At 68.2% G+C, this 18,141-nt stretch carries 20 protein-coding genes; 14 read left to right on the plus strand and 6 right to left on the minus strand.

Annotation, left to right across the window (positions count from 1 at the left end; translation table 11 throughout):
• Positions 1-18: 18 nt before the first annotated feature.
• From hypB to AB0F41_RS17150, 6 genes are all read right to left on the minus strand, one after another.
• Complete coding sequence (gene hypB / locus AB0F41_RS17125) at positions 19-861, minus strand: hydrogenase nickel incorporation protein HypB (RefSeq protein ID WP_357424754.1); 843 nt, start codon at positions 859-861, stop codon at positions 19-21.
• Positions 819-1,193, minus strand: coding sequence for a hydrogenase maturation nickel metallochaperone HypA (gene hypA, locus AB0F41_RS17130; RefSeq protein ID WP_357424756.1), 375 nt, complete (start codon positions 1,191-1,193; stop codon positions 819-821). Before hypA ends, hypB begins: the two co-directional genes overlap by 43 nt.
• Positions 1,194-1,367: 174 nt before the next feature.
• Complete coding sequence (locus AB0F41_RS17135; RefSeq protein WP_357424758.1) at positions 1,368-2,831, minus strand: MFS transporter; 1,464 nt, start codon at positions 2,829-2,831, stop codon at positions 1,368-1,370.
• A 102-nt stretch (positions 2,832-2,933) separates the two neighbouring features.
• On the minus strand, positions 2,934-3,953 hold the full coding sequence (locus AB0F41_RS17140) for an NADP-dependent oxidoreductase (RefSeq protein ID WP_357424760.1): 1,020 nt from the start codon (positions 3,951-3,953) through the stop codon (positions 2,934-2,936).
• 54 nt (positions 3,954-4,007) lie between these two features.
• Positions 4,008-4,337, minus strand: coding sequence for a hypothetical protein (locus AB0F41_RS17145; RefSeq protein WP_357424819.1), 330 nt, complete (start codon positions 4,335-4,337; stop codon positions 4,008-4,010).
• A 38-nt stretch (positions 4,338-4,375) separates the two neighbouring features.
• On the minus strand, positions 4,376-4,756 hold the full coding sequence (locus tag AB0F41_RS17150; protein WP_357424762.1) for a nuclear transport factor 2 family protein: 381 nt from the start codon (positions 4,754-4,756) through the stop codon (positions 4,376-4,378).
• 93 nt (positions 4,757-4,849) lie between these two features.
• Between AB0F41_RS17150 and AB0F41_RS17155 the strand changes: the two genes are divergently transcribed.
• From AB0F41_RS17155 to AB0F41_RS17220, 14 genes are all read left to right on the plus strand, one after another.
• Positions 4,850-5,992, plus strand: a complete 1,143-nt coding sequence (locus AB0F41_RS17155; RefSeq protein WP_357424764.1) for an acyl-CoA dehydrogenase family protein — start codon at positions 4,850-4,852, stop codon at positions 5,990-5,992.
• 103 nt (positions 5,993-6,095) lie between these two features.
• Positions 6,096-6,884, plus strand: coding sequence for an enoyl-CoA hydratase/isomerase family protein (locus AB0F41_RS17160; RefSeq protein WP_357424766.1), 789 nt, complete (start codon positions 6,096-6,098; stop codon positions 6,882-6,884).
• Positions 6,885-6,920: 36 nt separating this feature from the next.
• A complete protein-coding gene (locus AB0F41_RS17165) occupies positions 6,921-7,295 on the plus strand; it encodes an OB-fold domain-containing protein (protein WP_357424768.1) in 375 nt (124 codons plus the stop codon).
• Entirely contained in the window at positions 7,292-8,443 is a 1,152-nt protein-coding gene (locus AB0F41_RS17170; RefSeq protein ID WP_357424770.1) for a thiolase family protein, read from the plus strand. The genes AB0F41_RS17165 and AB0F41_RS17170 overlap by 4 nt, the downstream gene beginning before the upstream one ends.
• Before the next feature lie 14 nt (positions 8,444-8,457).
• Positions 8,458-9,666 carry an acyl-CoA dehydrogenase family protein gene (locus AB0F41_RS17175; protein WP_357424772.1) on the plus strand — a complete coding sequence of 403 codons (1,209 nt, stop codon included), beginning with the start codon at positions 8,458-8,460 and terminating at the stop codon, positions 9,664-9,666.
• A complete protein-coding gene (locus AB0F41_RS17180; protein ID WP_357424774.1) occupies positions 9,663-10,613 on the plus strand; it encodes a phosphotransferase family protein in 951 nt (316 codons plus the stop codon). Before AB0F41_RS17175 ends, AB0F41_RS17180 begins: the two co-directional genes overlap by 4 nt.
• A 31-nt stretch (positions 10,614-10,644) precedes the next feature.
• Positions 10,645-11,847, plus strand: a complete 1,203-nt coding sequence (locus tag AB0F41_RS17185) for an acyl-CoA dehydrogenase family protein (protein ID WP_357424776.1) — start codon at positions 10,645-10,647, stop codon at positions 11,845-11,847.
• Entirely contained in the window at positions 11,844-12,599 is a 756-nt protein-coding gene (locus tag AB0F41_RS17190) for a glucose 1-dehydrogenase (RefSeq protein WP_357424778.1), read from the plus strand. The genes AB0F41_RS17185 and AB0F41_RS17190 overlap by 4 nt, the downstream gene beginning before the upstream one ends.
• 1 nt (position 12,600) lies before the next feature.
• The gene (locus AB0F41_RS17195; protein ID WP_357424780.1) at positions 12,601-13,392 is read left to right on the plus strand and encodes an SDR family oxidoreductase; all 792 of its coding nucleotides are present in this window, start codon (positions 12,601-12,603) and stop codon (positions 13,390-13,392) included.
• Positions 13,392-14,429, plus strand: a complete 1,038-nt coding sequence (locus AB0F41_RS17200) for an NAD(P)-dependent alcohol dehydrogenase (RefSeq protein WP_357424782.1) — start codon at positions 13,392-13,394, stop codon at positions 14,427-14,429. The genes AB0F41_RS17195 and AB0F41_RS17200 overlap by 1 nt, the downstream gene beginning before the upstream one ends.
• Positions 14,430-14,499: 70 nt before the next feature.
• On the plus strand, positions 14,500-16,014 hold the full coding sequence (locus tag AB0F41_RS17205) for a fatty acid--CoA ligase family protein (protein ID WP_357424784.1): 1,515 nt from the start codon (positions 14,500-14,502) through the stop codon (positions 16,012-16,014).
• Positions 16,015-16,057: 43 nt separating this feature from the next.
• Positions 16,058-16,681: a TetR/AcrR family transcriptional regulator gene (locus AB0F41_RS17210; protein WP_357424786.1), complete on the plus strand. Its 624-nt coding sequence runs from the start codon at positions 16,058-16,060 to the stop codon at positions 16,679-16,681.
• A gap of 72 nt (positions 16,682-16,753) precedes the next feature.
• Entirely contained in the window at positions 16,754-17,086 is a 333-nt protein-coding gene (locus AB0F41_RS17215; RefSeq protein WP_357424788.1) for an EthD domain-containing protein, read from the plus strand.
• Positions 17,083-18,096, plus strand: a complete 1,014-nt coding sequence (locus tag AB0F41_RS17220) for an MBL fold metallo-hydrolase (RefSeq protein WP_357424790.1) — start codon at positions 17,083-17,085, stop codon at positions 18,094-18,096. The genes AB0F41_RS17215 and AB0F41_RS17220 overlap by 4 nt, the downstream gene beginning before the upstream one ends.
• The last annotated feature ends 45 nt before the right edge of the window (positions 18,097-18,141 follow it).

Consider the following 18,141-nt stretch of genomic DNA (forward strand, 5'->3'; position numbering starts at 1 on the left):
GACGCCGATCACAACAGTCTAGACGGGGCCGATCGCACCCTCAAGGCTCGCCGCGACAGCCCGGCGCTGTTCCCCCAGCCATTCGTACCAGCGATCGAGCCCCGCACCGGTGGTGACCGATATCGGCAGGATCTCCACGCCGGGGTTCACCGCGTGGGCGTACTCGGTACAGGCGGCGAGATCGAATTCGACATACGGCAACAGATCCGTCTTGTTCACCAGCACCAGACCGGCGGCAGCGAACATATGCGGATACTTCAGCGGTTTATCCGTTCCCTCGGTCACCGAGATCATCACGACCTTGCGGCGCTCCCCCAGGTCGAACAGCGCCGGACAGACCAGGTTGCCGACATTCTCGACGAACAACACGGTGCCGGGGCCGGGATCGAGCGCGTCCAGCGCGCGGCGCGTCATCTCGGCGTCCAGATGGCAGCCCGCCCCGGTGTTGACCTGCACGGATCGGGCCCCCGTCGCGGCGATCCGCTCCGCGTCCAGCAAGGTCTCCTGATCACCCTCGATCACCGCGATCGGAGTATCGGGCAGTGCCCGGATCGTCCGCTCCAGCAGTGTGGTCTTTCCCGCTCCCGGGGAACTGGTCATGTTCAGCGCCAGGATTCCGCGGTCGTGCAGCCACTCACGATTGTGCTGGGCGAGATGATCGTTCTTGGCCAGCACCTTCTGCTCCAGCGACACCGTTTCGGTCAGCGGCGGGTGCGCGTGGTCACCCTCGTCGTGCCCGTGTGGGTGTTCGTGATCGTGCGGGTGATCGTGACCGTGCGGGTGCTCATGCCGCGACGGCCCCTCGCGCCCGATGACGGTCACGCCCGCCGTATCTTTCCCGCATCCGCAGGTTGCGCACATTCCCGGCTCACTTCCATCGATCGGATTCGGAGTTCCCGGCCCGCTCTGATCTCCACATCGGCACTTCCACACCGGCAGAGCAGGACCAGATCGGTCACGCTGAAGTCGGCACCGCAACCGCGACAGTGCGCGGCGCCCGGTACCGACCGCAGGTCCAGACTCGCACCCTGCGCGAGCGTGCCCTCGGCGACGAGATCGAAACAGAAGCGCATCGCGTCCGGCACCACCGCGGTCAGAACACCCACGTCGACCGTGACAGCGTGGACCCGCCGCCCGGCCGCGTGCTCACAGACAGCGTCGACGACACTCTGTGTCAGGGCGAGTTCGTGCATGTCATCTCGGCTCGTCGACGGACGCCTGTGATGCTACTCGCGATACCTTTCGGCTATAAGAGGAAACAGCGACCGCGTGTCATGGGTTTGGCGACACTGTCCACAGCCGCACCACGCTGCCTTCTCCGCCGGTGGCGTACGCGGTCGCTGTGCCGGACGAACTCGCACGACCGCTCAGCGGGGGCTGCCGGCGGTATCGTGCGGCGGCGAAACCGCCGGCCCGCCGACCCCGCACTGCGGCAGGCAGTCGACGTGGCCGAGATCGGGTTCGCGCCGCGGCGTCCGCAGCAGCACCGCGGCCAGCAGCGCGCCGGTGAGCAGCAGTCCGGCGCAGATCCACATCGCGACGGTGAAACCGGAGTCGAAGGCGGCCGGATCGTCCAGGGCCCCGGAGATACCGGCCAGACCCGGCAACGCGGCCACCGCGAGCAGTTGCGCCGTCCGGGCGACGGCGTTGTTCACCCCCGAGGCGATACCCGCCGCACTCGCCGGAACCGCCCCGAGCACCGCGCCGGTGAGCGGGGCGACGAGCACCGACAGCCCGAGTCCGAAGACGAGGACGCCCGGCAGCACGTCGACCGGGTAGGACGCGTCCGGACCGATACGCAAGAGCAGCACCAGACCGCCGGCGGCGAGGATCGGCCCGCAGGTCATCGGCAACCGGGGCCCGTGCCGCTGCGCCCACCGGCCCGACGGCGCGGAGAGCAGCAGCATCAGCAGGGTCAACGGCACGGTGGCGACGCCCGCCAGCAGCGGCGAATAGCCCGCCACCACCTGCAGTTGCAGCACCAGCAGGAAGAACACCCCGCCCAGCGCGGCGTAGACCGCGAGCGTGACCAGATTGGCCGCGGTGAACACCCGCGACGCGAACAACGAGGGCGGCACCAGCGGATGGTCACTGCGCAGTTCGATCACCACGAACGCGGCGAGCAGCAGCAGTCCGGCGACCACGAGCAGCGCCACACCGTCGATCAGGCCCAGGGTCAGGGCGCCGAGCGCGGCCGCGATGACCAGCGCTCCGGGCAGATCGAGCCGGGTGGCGGCATTCGGGTCACGGCTCTCCGGTACATGCCGCAGTGCCACCAGCAGCACGACCAGCACCAGCGGCACGTTGATGAAGAAGATCGCGCGCCAGCCCGCCACCTCGATCAGCCAGCCCCCGAGAAACGGCCCGAACGCGCCGGATACCCCGCCGAACCCCGACCACAGGCCGATGGCCGCACCCTGGTCGCGATGGTCGATCGAGGAGGAGATGAGGGCCAGACTGCCCGGCGTGAGCATCGCGCCCGCCACCCCCTGCAACACTCGCGCGACCACCAGCATCTCGATATTGATCGCCGCCCCGCACAGCAGGGAGGCCGCGGCGAAACCCACCGCGCCGGTGAGGAACACCCGGCGCCGGCCGAACCGGTCGCCGAACGAACCGCCGAGCAGGATGAAGGACGCGAGCGTGAGGGTGTAGCCGTTGACCGTCCACTGCAACCCCGCCACATCGGTACCCAGCGATTCGCCGATCCGGGGCAGCGCGATATTGACGACGGTCGCGTCCAGCGACGCCACCGACGACCCGAGAACCGTGGCCAGCACGATCCAGCGGCCGGTGGCCGTGCCGAGCCGGGGCAGCTCAGTGGTGCTCACCCCACCGAACATACGGATCGGTGCGGACCACGAGTCCGCGACACGGTGACGAGAGGGAACACCGGATCGGAATGCCGGTTCTCGTCCGGTGAGCGGTCACCGTCACGCGAGGCGGCACAGCGTCTTGCCCGTGGTGGCGCCGGCGAGCATCGCGGTCAGGGCCGTCGCCGCCTGCTCGATCCCGTCGAAAACCGACTCGCGGTGTACCAATCGCCCGGCGGCCAGGTGATCGGCGATCTCGTCGCGCATCCGCTCCTGGAGCCGAGTGAAGGACCCGGCCCGGAAACCGCGCATCCGCAGTCCTTTCGCCACCATGGTGAACAGATTCGGCGGGCCGGGCGGTGTGCTGCCGTCGTAGCCGGACACCGCGCCGCACAGGGCGATCCGGCCCGCCGGGCGCAGGGCATCCAGCGCCGCGGTCAGATGATCGCCGCCGACATTGTCGAAATAGGCGTCGATACCGGTGGGCGCGAGATCGGCGAGGGATTCGGCGAGAGCGGGTGCATGGTAGTCGAAGGCCGCGATCCCCAGTTCGTCACGCAGATAGGCGACCTTCTCCGGACTGCCCGCCGAACCGAGCACGGTGGCCCCGCGCAGGGCCGCGAGTTGCGCCGCCAGCGCACCCACCGCTCCGGCGGCCGACGATACCCAGACCGTATCCGCCGCGGTCAGTTCGAGGATCTCGACCAGACCCACATAAGCGGTGAGGCCCGCGCTGCCGAGCGGACCGAGGAACCACTGCGGCGGCAGGCCACCGGTGTCGATCCGGGCCGGAGCCCCATAACCGCCTATGGTCTGCGCACAGGTCCCGACCACCGCGTATTCGCGATAGCCGAGAGTATGTGACACCAGATCGCCGAGGGCGTAGTCCGGATTGCGGGTCTCGGCGACGATCCCGAGAGCGAGACCGGTGAGTGCGTCGCCCGGCCGCAGCGGTGGCAGGTATCCGTCCGGGGTGGTCGCGGCGAGCCGGATACGGATCGACGGGTCGATCGAGAGCCAGGTGTTGCGCACCAGCACCTCGCCCGGGCCCGGTACCGGGACGGGTTCGTCGATCAGGGCGAGATCGGTGGCGCTCAGTTTCCCGGCCGGTCGGCGGGCCAGGCAGAGCCGGCGATTCATCGTGGTTCTCCTCGGCTGGTTCGGCCGGTCGGGCGGCGCCCCGGGGCAGCGTGATCAGCGCGCGAAGTCGACTTCCGGCGTTCGTGCGATGAGCAGGCGGCGTACCGCACCGGCGGAATCGAGTTGCGCGGTCGCGTTGAACGAAGCCTCGAACACACCGTCCCGGGTCGTGCGGCCCAGCACGAGTTCGTATTCGCCGATCACCGCGCCGATATCGATGTGATGGACCAGCGTGCTCTTCTCACGCTGCGCCAGATACGCCACCAGACCTTCGCGGTCCCCGACGAATTCGGCACTCTTGCCCGCGCCCTGGGAGAACTGCACCGACATGGTGAAATCGCCGGAGATCATGCCCAGCACCCGATCGGGATCGTCGGAATCCATATACCCGAACCACCGGGCGAGCACCGGCACCTCCGTGGTCACCGCTGTTCTCCTTCGTTCGAGGGCCGGGGTACGAGTGGGAAATCCGCGCTGAAGCTGACCTGGTAGCGGTCGACCAGACCGGCCGCGTCCAGATGCATCGCCGATACGAAATAGCCGGTGGTCACGGTGTCGTTCTCGGTGACGGCGCCGTGGGCGAACTGGATGTCCCCGTCCGCGGCCACCCGCAGCAGGACGTGTTTGCGGTTCACCGGCGGCCGGCCGTCGAGATAGTCGAACATGGCCGAGCGCCCGCGGTCCCGGTTGACTCCGGTGGGCAGAACCATCGCGAAGTCCACGTCCTCGGCCAGCAACGCCACCGCGTCGCGCAACCGGCCACTGTCGACCGTGGCGTAGTAGTCCTCGATCACGTAACTCATGAAATGAACTTAGTTCAGCAAAGTGCTTCTTGTCGAGAGCACGAACCGCTACGCTCGAGTTAACCGAATTGAACTCAAGTCAACCGGAGAATCATGCCCTCCACCTCAGCATCCGTCACCGAAGCCCCGTGGCCGCGGGCGGAACCGGCGGCTCTCACCCCCACACCGGAACAAGAACAACTACGCGAAACACTGCGAGCACTACTCGCGAAGCACAGCGGAATCGACCAGGTCCGCGCGGTCGCCGAATCCGGCACCGGATACTCCGACCGGCTGTGGACCCACCTCGTCGACGATATGTCGGTGACCACCCTCGCCGTCCCGGAAGAATTCGGCGGGCTCGGATACGGCACCGCCGAATTGGCCGTCGTGCTCGAGGAATGCGGGCGGGCACTGGTCTGCGAACCCGTCCTGCATTCGGCGGTACTCGGCGCCCAGGCACTGCTCACGGCCCCGTCCGATACCGCCGACTTTCTCCCCGATGTACTCGCCGGCCGGTTACTCGCCACGGTGAGCACGCTCGGCACCGGCACCGACGAGCTCCATGCCCGCCTGGACGCCGACGGCTGGCACGCCGACGGAACGATCACGCATGTACCGTGCGGAGCGACCGCCGATATCGTGGTGGCCTCGGCGGATACACCCGATGGCCGCCGGCTCTTCGCCCTGCGACCCGGGCCCACCACCGAGCGCAGGACACGCGAAGTCCTCGACCCCACCCGCCGCCGGGCGGATCTGATCGTGCGGGACTGCCCGGCCGTGGCGCTGACCGCCCCGGAAGCGAACGCGGCGGCAACCGCCCGTCTGCACGATCTCGCCGTCCTGGCCACAGCCTGCGAGAACACCGGGATCGTCGATCACCTGCTGGAGCTGACCGTCGGCTACGCCGGTACGCGACATCAGTTCGGGCGCCCGATCGGGTCTTTCCAGGCGGTCAAACACCGGCTGGCCGATCTACTCGTCCTGCTGGAGCGTGCGAGATCGGCCTCCCGATACGCCGCCGCGCTCCATGCCGAGGATCCCGGATCGGCACGGCTGGCCATCGCGGTGGCGGGCGCCGTATGCACAGAAGCGGCGGTGCAGGCGGCGTCCGAAGCGGTGCAGCTACACGGTGGCGTCGGCTTCACCTGGGAGCATCCCGTGCACTCCTATCTCCGTCGTGCACTCGGAAACGAAGCGGCACAAGGCGATTCGCGGACCCATCGCGCGCGTATCGCCGACTTGATCGGCGTGTGACGGACCGGAAACCGGTGCCGGAATCCGTATTGACGCGGTCGGCGCCGTCGAGTACAACTGAAGTGAATCCAGTTCAATAACTGACAGTGAAAGAGGCCCCGAGATGGTTGACACCGACCACATCGTCCTGGAGAAAGACGGCGAGATCGCGCGTGTCTGGCTCAACCGCCCGCACAAGAAGAACGCGGTCACCGTGGAGCTGCTGCACCGCCTCGACGAGATCATCGTGGAGGTCGACGACGACCCGAACCTCAAGGTCCTGGTGCTGCGGGGCCGGGCCAATACCTTCTGCTCGGGCTTCGACCTGGACGAACTGCGGGAGAACTACGTCGGCAAGACCAACGCGATGGATGTCGCGGTGCTCTCGGCGAAGGTCTGCGATCGGCTCTACTCCATGAACACCCCCTCGGTCGCGGTGCTGGAGGGATACGTCACGGCGGGCGGCTTCGAATTGATGATCTCCTGCGATTTCGCGGTCGCCGCGGACGACGCCAAGATCGGCGATTTCCACATTCGCCGCGCCCTGTTCGGTGGCGCGGGCCCGATCTACCGCCTGCCCCGCATGATCGGCATCCGCAAGACCAAGGAACTGATGCTCACCGGCAAACTGCTCTCGGGCAAGGAAGCCGAGGACTTCGACCTGATCAACGCCTCCGCGCCCGCCGCCGAACTCGACGCCCTGGTGGCCGATTTCATCGCGCCGATCATCGACAAGAGCCCGTTCGCCATGAAGCTCACCAAGATGACCATCGACCGTGGCCTGGACGCCGATATCCAGTCGCTGATGGTGATGGAACACCTGGCGGTCGGCAACGCCCTGCAATCCGAGGACGCCCGCGAGGGTGTCAACGCCTTCCTGGAGAAGCGCGAACCCAAGTGGGTCGGCCGCTGACTCATCCACCGGTAGAACGCTTTCGGAAGGAACGATATGGGTGAGCAGGCGAATCCCGTACTGGAAGGCAGCAGATGCCGGGAGTGCGGCACGGTCGGATATCCGGCGAGCGTGATCTGCGCGCGATGTGCCCGGCCGACGGCCGACCCGCTACCGCTGAGCGGTGAGGGGGTGGTCTGGGCGCATACCGTCCAGCGGTTCCCGCCGAAATCGCCACCGTATGTCGTTCCCGCCGAAGGCTTCACCCCGTACGCGGTGGGCTATGTCGAACTCCCCGAGGGGATCAAGATCGAGGCGATTCTCGACTGCGACGATTTCGCGGCCCTGGACCGGGCGCCGGTGCGGCTGGTCGCGGTCACACCGGTCCCCCGGTTCTCCACCACATCGACCCGGCAGAGCGAGGACCGGTGACAGAACAGGTTTCGATCATCGGCAGCGGACTGTCGCGTTTCGGCCGGCAACCCGGGGTCAGCGGCCGGCAGATGGCGGTGGCGGCGATTACGGCGGCGGTGGCCGACGCCGGGCTGACCTGGCCCGATATCCAGGTCGCCTTCGGCGGCAGCGATGGTTCCGGATTGGCCGACACCCTGGTCGCGGAACTCGGTTTCACCGGAATCCCGTTCACCAACGTGAAGAACGGCTGCGCCACCGGCGGCAGCGCACTGTTCTCCGCCGTCAACGCGGTACGTTCCGGGGCCGCGGAGATCGCCTTGGCGGTCGGCTTCGACAAACATCCGCGTGGCGCTTTCGATCCGGACCCGGCCGACTGGGGCCTGCCCGAGGGGTACGGTTCGGCCGGGCTCATGGTGACGACCCAGTTCTTCGGCGCCAAAATCGGCCGCTATCTGCGCGAACACAATATCTCCCCCGCGACGCTGGCCAAGGTCGCCGAGAAGGCCTACCGCAACGGCAGCCGCAACCCCAACGCCTGGCGGCGCGAACCGATATCGGCGGAACAGATCGCGGCTGCGGAGATGGTGAACGATCCGCTCACCAAGTTCATGTTCTGCTCGCCCGGCGAGGGTGGTGCGGCCGTGGTCGTCGCGAGCGCGGCTGCCGTCCGCCGGCTCGGCGGCCGCCCGGTGCGGTTGCGGGCGATCAGTCATCGCACCCGCCGGTTCGGATCGTTCGAGGTCTTCAGTCCCGCGGTGCAGGGCACCGGGGAACCGACCAGTGTCAGCGCCGATGCGGCCGGGGCGGCCTTCGAACTGGCCGGTATCGGCCCCGGCGAGATCGATATCGCCCAGCTCCAGGACACCGAGAGCGGTGCGGAGATCATGCATATGGCCGAATGCGGGTTCTGTGAGCACGGCGCGCAGGAGGAGATGATCGCCGCGGGCGCCACCGAAATCGACGGCTGGTTACCGATCAACACCGACGGCGGCTGTATCGCCAACGGCGAACCCATCGGCGCCTCCGGGCTGCGGCAGGTGCACGAGATCGTCACCCAGCTGCGGGGCGAGGCAGGCGACCGACAGGTACGCAACACTCCGCGCACCGGCTTCACCCACGTCTACGGCGCGCCCGGGATCAGCGCCTGCACAGTTCTTTCGGTATGAGGTCGAGGTAGCAGATGAGTACACGCACACTTCCGGATCTCACGGAGTTCACCGATTCGGCCCGGGCCTGGTTGCACGAGGTCGCCGCGCCCCGTACGGAGGCCGCCTGGGGTCACGGTGACGATTCGGTCGCGGTCTTCGAGAACTGGACGGCCGCGGAAGAACGCCGGCACACCGACGCGATCCGCGATTACGAACGCACCAAATTCGACGCGGGTTGGGGTGCGCTCGACTGGCCCGCCGAATACGGCGGACGGGGGTTGCCGATGTCGTACGCGCTCGCCTTCCGCCGCGCCGAAGCCGAGTTCGAGGTACCGCGGCGCACCGAAATGTTTTCGGTGACACAGCAATTGGTTGCCCCCGCCATCAAACAGTGGGGCACCCCGGAGCAGCGGGACCGCTATGTACGGGCCATGCTGCGGACCGATCTCATCGCGTGCCAGCTCTTCTCCGAAACCGAGGCGGGCTCCGATCTGGCGGCGGTACGAACCCGGGCCACCCCCAATCCGGACGGCACCTGGACCCTCGACGGCCACAAGGTGTGGACCTCGGGAGCCCGGGTCGCCGACCTCGGGGTGGCGGTCTGCCGCACCGATCCCGGCGCGGCCAAGCATGCGGGTCTGACGGTGTTCCTGGTGCCGATGGATTCGCCCGGGATCACCATCCGGCCGATCCGCCAGATGACCGGGGGCAGCTCGTTCAACGAGGTGTATCTCGACGGTGTGGTGCTCGACGACGAGCTGCGCCTCGGAGCGGTCGGCAAGGGCTGGCCGGTCGCGCTGACGGTGCTCGCCGCCGAACGTCTCGACGGTGCGACCCTCGGCCTCGCCAATGCCGACCGGGCCGTGGCACTGGCTCGCAACCTGGGGCGTGAGCTGTCCGAGGTGGAGCGTGATCGGGTCGCCGATCTGGTCACCCGCAGCTATGTACAGCGGGTGGCGGGTATGCGGGTCGCCGCGGCAGTGGTCGCGGGGCGGGATCCCGGGCCGGAGGCGTCGGCCGGGAAACTGCTGGCCACCGACACCATGGCCCGTACCTCCGAGGTGGTTCGGCTGCTGCTCGGCCGCGATCTGGTCGCCGATTCGGGACGCTGGGGAACCTTCGCCTGGACCGAACACGTCCTCGGCGCCCCCGGCTATCGGATCGCCGGCGGTACCGACGAGATCCAGCACAACATCATCGCCGAGCGGGTGCTCGGCCTACCCAGGGAGCCGCGCCCATGACCTTGGAACACCGTGTCCGCGAACGGTTGTCCGCCGAGGCGGGGACCGAACTCACCGGGTTCGAGCGACTGCCCGGCGGTCATTCGGGACTCACCTACCGCGCGGAGACCACCGGCGCAACCTTTGTGGTGAAGGCGGTGCCCGAGGGACGCGAACCGATCGGCCGCCACGATATGCTGCGCCAGGCCCGGATCATGCGCGCGCTGGCGCCGACCGAGGTCCCGGTGCCGCGGATCGTCGTGGAGGACGATAGCGAGCCCGCCTGGTTCGCCATGGAATTCATTTCCGGCGAATCGCTGGAACCGGTACTGGACGACCCGGCGGTAGCGCCGGAGATCGCGGCGGCCCGTATGCGACGCGCGGCAGAGGTACTGCCCCGGCTGCACGCGGTCGCCCTCGACAGCGTGCCCGGTATCGACGCGGCGCTGACCCCGGCCGACGAACTCGCCCGCTGGGCCCGCACCCTCGGCGCGGTGCCGCCGGAGCTGGTCACCGGAGGCGACCGGTTGCTCGAACTGCTCGGTCACCGGATTCCGGAACCGCTGGCTCCCACTCTGGTGCACGGCGACTACCGGCTCGGCAACATCATCGCCACCGGTACCGAACCGGTCGCGCTGATCGATTGGGAGATCTGGAGCGCCGGCGATCCCCGGGTGGAGCTCGGCTGGTTTCTCGTTTTCGCCGACGGCACCAACTTTCCCGAGGTGGGCCGCACGGTACCCGGGCTCCCCGGCCCCGCCGAATTGGTGGACCGCTACCGCACCGGCGGGCCCGCGCTTCCCGATCTCACCTGGTTCGACGCCCTGGGCCGCCTCAAGATGGCCGCCATCATGGGTCACAACCTGCGGCGGCACCGGGAGGGCCGGCACCACGACCCGGACCAGGAAAAACTGCCCGCCACCATCGACCGCCTCATCGAGACCGGAACCGCGCTGCTCGCCGGTTGATCTCCCCTTACCCCACTCCAGGAGCCGCACTGTGGATTTCTCCTACTCCACCCGCACGCAGGACCTGCTCGGCGAACTCGAACATTTCATGCACGACCACGTCTATCCGGCCGAGCCGATCTACGACGAACAGATCGCCGCCGCCGATAATCCGCACGAACAACCGCGGATCATGCGGGAATTGCAGGCCCGGGCCCGGGCAGCGGGTCTGTGGAACCTTTTCATGACCCACGAGGGATTGGGTGCCGGACTCACCAACCTCGAATACGCCCCGCTCGCCGAAATGGTCGGCCGGTCGATCATCGGGAACGAGGTGTTCAATTGCTCGGCACCCGATACCGGCAATATGGAAATCCTGGCCATGTTCGGCACCGACGAGCAGAAAGCACAGTGGTTGCGGCCGCTGCTGGATTGTGAGATCCGGTCGGCCTTCGCGATGACCGAACCCGCCGTCGCCAGTTCCGACGCCACCAATATCACCTCGACCATCCGGCGCGACGGAGACGATTACGTTCTCAACGGCCGAAAATGGTATATCTCCGGGATTCTCGACCCGGATTGCGCACTCGTCGTCTTCATGGGTAAATCCGATCCGGAAGCGCCCACTTACCGGCAGCAGAGCATGATCCTGGTACCCGCGGACGCGCCCGGAATCGAAGTACTCCGCGATCTGCCGATGTTCGGGTTCCACGATCGGCTCGGGCACGGCGAGGTGCAGTTCACCGATGTGCGGGTGCCCGCGGCGAATATGCTCGGCGCCGAGGGTGACGGTTTCGCGATCGCGCAGGGCCGGTTGGGTCCGGGCCGGATGCACTACGCGATGCGGGCCATCGGAATGGCCGAACGGGCACTGGAACTGATGTGCCGCCGATCTCTGGAACGCACCGCTTTCGGCGGCCCGCTCGCCGACCGGGGTGTGGTGCGGGAGTGGATCGCCCGCAGCCGGATCGAGATCGACCAGATCCGCCTGCTGGTCCTGAAATCGTCCTGGCTGATGGATACCGCGGGCAATGCGGCAGCCCGTTCCGAGGTCGCCGCGATCAAGGTGTCCGCCATGGAGGTCGCGCACGCCGTGGTCGACCGCGCGGTGCAGACCTTCGGGGCGGCGGGGGTCAGTAACGACACGGTGCTCGCCCGGATGCACGCGATCACCCGGGCCCTGCAGATCGCCGACGGCCCCAACGAGGTACATCTGCGCACCATCGCGCGTCTGGAAGTGAAGAAATACCGATGAGCACAACGGATCTGACCGGAAAGGTCGCCCTGGTTACCGGCGCGAGCCGCGGACTCGGACTCGCGATCGCCCGCGGACTGTTCGACGCCGGTGCCACCGTGATCGTCTCCAGCCGCAAGCTCGCGGCCTGCGAAGCGGCGGTCGCCGAATTCGGCGACGGCCCGGGCAGCGCGCATCCCCTGGAACTGCATGTGGGCAGGTGGGACAGCATCGAACCTGCCGTCGACCGGATCGTCGCCGAATTCGGTGGTCTCGATATCCTGGTCAACAACGCCGGGATCGCACCGCTCGCCGAGAACCTCGCCGCGGTCACCGAGGGGTTGTGGGACAAAACCCTCGAGGTCAATCTCAAGGGACCGTTCCGGCTGATGGCGGTCGCCGGGGCCCGGATGGCTGCCGCCGGGGGCGGATCCATCGTCAACATCTCCAGTATCGGCGCGGTCCGGCCCAGCCCGCCGGAGGCGATGTACGCCGCGGCGAAGAACGGCCTCAACGCGCTGACCATGGCTTTCGCTCAGGAGTACGCGCCGTCGGTGCGGGTGAACTGCGTACTGCCGGGCGGGTTCGCGACGGAAATGGCCGAGCACTGGGACGAGGAGTTCGTCGGGAAGATCGTGGACCGGCTGCCCGCGGGGAGGCTGGGGCGGCCCGACGAGATCGCCGGGCTGGTCGTCCATCTGGCGAGTGATGCCGCCGGGTACACGACCGGGGCCCTGATCCCGGTCGACGGTGGCCGGACCGCGGTGTACTGAGATGGGCGCGCAGATATCCGGATCGGAGACCGGAACCCTGGACAGCCTGTTCGGACTGAGCGGGCGGGTCGCGGTGGTCACCGGCGCCTCATCGGGCCTGGGTCTGGGCTTCGCCCGCACGCTGGCCGGGGCGGGTGCCACCGTCTACGCGGCCGCCCGGCGCGTAGACCGGTTGAAGGACCTGGCCCGGACCGAACCTCGGATCGTGCCGGTGCCCTGTGACGTGACCCGCCCCGAGGATCGCACCGCCCTGGTGGACCGCTGCTACGCGGAGTCCGGGCGCCTGGACATCCTGGTCAACAATGCGGGCCGGGCCGGGCCGCCGCAGGCGGAGCAGGAAACCGATGCGGAGTTCCGCGCGATCCTGGAGTTGAACCTGCTCGCCGGGTTCCATCTCGCCACCTACGCGGCGACCTGTTTGCCCGCGGGCGAGCGCGCCTCCTACATCAATATCTCCTCGGTGATCGGCCTGGTCTCGACCGCCCCGATCGGCGGCGCGAGTTACGCCGCGTCCAAAGCCGGGACTCTGGGGCTCACCCGCGAACTCGCCGGGCAGTGGGGCCGGCGCGGTATCCGGGTGAACGCGGTGGTCCCGGGATGGTTCGATACCGAGATGACCGACGGCCTGTTCAGCAATGAGAAATCAGCGGGCTGGGTCCGGCGCAACACCATGCTCGGCCGGGGCGGCCGGGCCGGAGAGGTCGACGGGGCGGTGCTGTTCCTCGCCTCGGACGCCTCGTCGTATATGACCGGGCAGACCGTGGTGGTCGACGGCGGCTGGACGGCCCGCTGATGCTCGCCGTCCAGCTCACCGCCTGGGGATCCGAACCCGAACTCCGGGATATCCCGACCCCGCAACCCCGTGGTACCGAGTTGCTGGTGCGGGTCCGGGCGGCCGGTTTGTGCCGCTCCGATCTGCACGTGATGGATTCCGCTGCCGGCAGTTTCGACTACCCGCTACCACTCACTCTGGGCCATGAGGTCGCGGGCACCGTGATCGGTGCGGGACCGGCCGCCGAGCGTGGCTGGATCGGGGAGAACGTGGTGGTCCACGGGATCTGGAGTTGCGGCGCGTGCCGCAACTGCGCGCGGGGGCGGGAGAACTACTGTCTACGCCTGCGATCCCCGGGCCGCGGGGTTCCCATCGGTAACGGGCTCGGCCATCCGGGCGGGCTGGCCGAGGCGATGATCGTGCCCACGGCCCGGTTCCTGGTCCGGACCGGGAGTGTGGACCCGGTGGTCTGCGCACCCCTCGCGGACGCGGGCCTGACCGCCTACCACGCCGTGCGTGAACATCGCGACCTCATCGATGCCGGCAGCGTCTGCCTCGTGGTCGGGGTCGGCGGGCTCGGTCATCTCGCTATCCAGCTACTCCGGGAATTCGGCGCCGGGCGGATCATCGCGGTCGACAACCGGCCGGAGGCTCTCGCCATGGCGCGCCGGATCGGTGCGGACGCGGCATTCTCCGAGGTTCGTGCCGCAACCGCCGACCTGGACGCGGGCGCGGATCTGATCCTGGATTTCGCGGGTGCGCCCGGCACGGTCGGACCGGCCGGAGCAGCACTCGCTCCGGGCGGGCGGCTGGTGGTGGTCGGCAGCGCGGGCGGACGACTCGAGGTCGGCAAGGACGTCGGCCTGGCCGCGGGCTGGGGTGTCACGGCGCCCTTCTGGGGACCGCGATCGGACCTGGCGGCGGTGGTCGAGCTGGCCCGGCGGGGCGTACTGCACGTCGAGACGGAGACCTACCCGCTCACCGAAGCGGTCGAGGTGTACCGCAGGCTGCGCGCCGGTGGGATCACCGGCCGCGCCGTCCTGGTTCCACCGGCGTGACGAGCGCATTCCGCCCCACGACGGCGTGGCGGCGAGTAAACAGAGAGCACAGCGGCACGAGGAACGGGCGATGAGAGTACTGGCGAAGGAGTTGCTCGAGCGGGCACGACGGGCACCGGCCGAGATCGCGGTGATCGACGAGCTCGGGCAGCACACCCTGGGTGAGATCGTGGCGACGGCGACCGCGCTGGCCGAGCGGATGGCAGCCATCGACGACCGCCCACCGACGGTCCTCATCCAGGCCGACAACACCTGGCGGACCCTCGCCGCCGCGCTCGCGGCCGGGTTGCGCGGCGGTGTGGTGGCCGTGTTCAGCCCGCACGCGAGCGAATCGGAGTTCCGGCTGGCGCTCGAGGACATCGAACCGGACCTGGTGATCGGCGAACCCGGATCGCTACGCCGCTGGGAAGTACCCGAGGCCGTCTTCTCCCGCCGCGTCACCGCCTTCGGCGATCATCTGCTGCTGGCGCGCGAAACGGGGTTCGGCCCGGTGCGGCGCTGGCACGGCGGCAGCGCCATCGCGATGACCTCCGGTTCCACCGGCCGCCCCAAATGCGTGGTCCAATCCGAGGACGCCATCCGCTACGCCTGCCGCAGCACCATCGAAGCCGTCGGGCTGCGACCCGGTGAATCCGTGGGTGCGTTCGTACCGCTGTCCTCGGTGGCCGCGTTCTGTTTCGGCATGTACCTTCCGGCCTTCCTCGGCGCCACCATGGTCGCCGTCGGCCGCTGGTCCCCGGCCGTGGCTCTCGATGTGATGGCCGAGCACCGGGTGGCGTGGACCATGCTGGTACCGACCATGGCCCTGCAACTTTCGGTGGTCGAGGGCAGCGACTGGCGACTGGCGGCGCTGCGGGCGATGACTGTGGGCGGCGGCCCGATGAACCAGCGTGCCCTCGCCGAGGCCGAGGAAAAACTCGGCACCACCTTCCTGCGGGTGTTCGGTATGTCGGAATGCCTGGGTCACACCACACCGCGACTCGACGATCCGCCGGAGATCCGCCTGGGACGCGACGGGCGCCCGTTCCCGGGAACCGTCGTGCGTGCTGTCGGCGAGGACGGCACCGTCCTTCCTGCCGGAGAGATCGGCGACGCCCAGGTGCGAGGCCCCTCCCTGTTCGTCGGCTACGCCCGCGGCGGCGTCCCGGTACCGCCCGCGCTCACCGAGGACGGTTTCCTGCCCACCGGCGATCTGGTCGAGGTGGCGGCCGACGGTTCCCTCCGGGTGATGGGCCGCCAGAAGCAGATCATCATCCGGGGCGGGCGCAATATCGATATCAACGAGGTCGAGGCCGCGATCGCGGCGCTACCGGGGGTGGTGCAGGTATGCGTCGTCCCGGTGCCCGATGATCTGCTCGGCGAACGCGCCGCGGCGCTGGTGGTCGCCGATACCGGGGAGATGACATTGCCGGTGGTGACCGCCCGGCTCGCGGCGGCGGATTTTCCCAAATTCAAATGGCCCGAATACGTGTTCACCGTTGCCGACCTCCCGCAGAATCGGGTCGGCAAATTATCCCGGCCCGACGCGGTCCGGCTCGCGGCGCAGTTGGCCGCAGCCGACTCGAGTTCATATCAGGTGGGGTAGAGTTGAAGCATCCACACAGTCGAATCCTGGGGGCACGTCACTCATGACCGTTGATACCGGAGCTCGGCGGGAAAGTCCGCGGTCCAAGCGGAGCAGCATCCTCGCTGCGGCAATCGAGCAATTCGGACGAATCGGTTACGAGCATACGAAATGGGCGTCGATCGCCGACGAGGTCGGAATCGGCCAGACCGCGCTCTACCACTATTTCGAATCGAAAGCGCACTGCCTGCTGACGATCATGCGGCTGGAATTGGCCGATTCGGTCGACCGATTCGTGGCCGCCACCGACGGTGCGGAAAATCCGGAAAAAGCACTCCGCGCGGCGGTCGCCGGGGCATTGCGCGCCGAACCCACCGACGCGCTGCAGCGGCGAATCCTGCAGAATCATATGGATCTGCTCGCCGCACCGCGCCAGTCGGAGAAAGAAGAAGCCGAAAGGCTGCGGTCGCGCGAACTGGTCGGGGAGATCGAACAGAACTGGACCGACCTCATCGCCCGCGGTATCGAGTCCGGCGCTTTCACCGATGCCGATCCGCGCATTCAGGGCCGGCTCGTCCTGGCCGTGGTGATCAGCGTCTGGCGCTGGTACCGCCCCGACGGCGCGCTCACCTTGGCCGAGATCACCGACACCGTTACCGAGACCGCGGTACGGATGGTGCGCGCGTAACTCCCGCTCAGAGGAAGTTGCGCGCTGCCGCACGCCCTGCAAACCCGAACAGAATTCAGTTAGGATATCCGGATGTACAACCTCATCGTCGTGGCGTCGCGCCCCAGCGATTGGACCCACGATCAGTTCATCGAATGGTGGCGCGGCGAACACGCCGAGGTGACCTACCCGCTTCCCGGCCTGTTGCGCTGGCAGCACACCGAACTCCTCGACTCCGGCGACGAGCGATCCGCCGGGTGGGACGGCCTGTCCATCCTGAGCTTCGCCTCGCGGGAGGCCCTCGACGCCGCGCTGGCCAGTCCGGAATGGAAGGAGGCCGTCCGGCATGTCGGTGCTATGCGCGGCCGCCGCATGATCTGGTACGGCGAGGAGCAGACCATGGTGCCGCTGGTCACCGGCGAATGACCGCCCACTGGGCCGAACCCGGCTGCTACCCCGTCGCCGACGGTATCCATCGCATTCCACTGCAATTGCCGCAGGACGGCCTGCGCGCGGTCAATGTCTACGCCCTCGACACCGAGGACGGGCTCATCCTGATCGACGGCGGCTGGCACCGCCCCGATACCTATCGCGAACTGTCCGACGGACTCGCGCGTATCGGCCGCTCCCCCGGCGAGATCCACGATGTCCTCGTCACCCATATCCACCGCGACCACTACACCTTCGCGGTGGAACTGCGCCGCCGGCACGGCTGCCGCGTACACCTCGGTGCCGCGGAATCCCCTGGTCTGCAAGAGATTCGAGAGCTCGGCAGCAATGTTCCGGTGAGCTCACTGCGCGAACTGGGCCGTGCGGGCGCGGGCGATATCGCCGCACGCGTCCACGCCGAGAGCGCCGATGAGGCCTTCGACCCCGGGGACTGGGCCGCACCGGATCACTGGCTGCGCCCGGGGGCGCTGAGTCTCGGCGGGCGGGAACTGGAGGTTCTCGCGACGCCGGGCCACACCAAGGGACATCTGGTGTTCCACGACCCGGCCCACCGCCTCCTGTTCACCGGCGACCACCTGCTCCCCACGATCACTCCGTCGATCGGATTCGAACTGGGCGTCTGGGATCTACCCCTGGACAATTTTCTGCGCTCACTGGAACTGTTGCGCGACAACGATGATCAGACCATGCTCCCGGCCCATGGCGCCGACGGCGGTAGTGTCGGCCGGCGAGCCCGGGAACTGATGGAACACCACGACCGGCGGCTCGATCAGATCCACACCGCGGTCACCGAACTCGGGCCCTGCACCGGGCTGGAGGTGGCCCGGGCATTGGGCTGGACCCGCCGGGAACGCCCGTTCTCGACCCTGGACACGTTCAACCAGATGGTCGCGACCTGCGAAACCATGGCCCATCTCGATCTGCTTGCCGCCCGGAACACCCTCGTGGCAGAAGAACACGACGGCGTGGACATCTTCTCCGTGTAGCCGTGCCATCGGTGCCGGTGACCCGACCCCACGATCCGGAGATCT

The organism is Nocardia sp. NPDC024068, from assembly GCF_040638875.1.
Taxonomy (GTDB): domain Bacteria; phylum Actinomycetota; class Actinomycetes; order Mycobacteriales; family Mycobacteriaceae; genus Nocardia.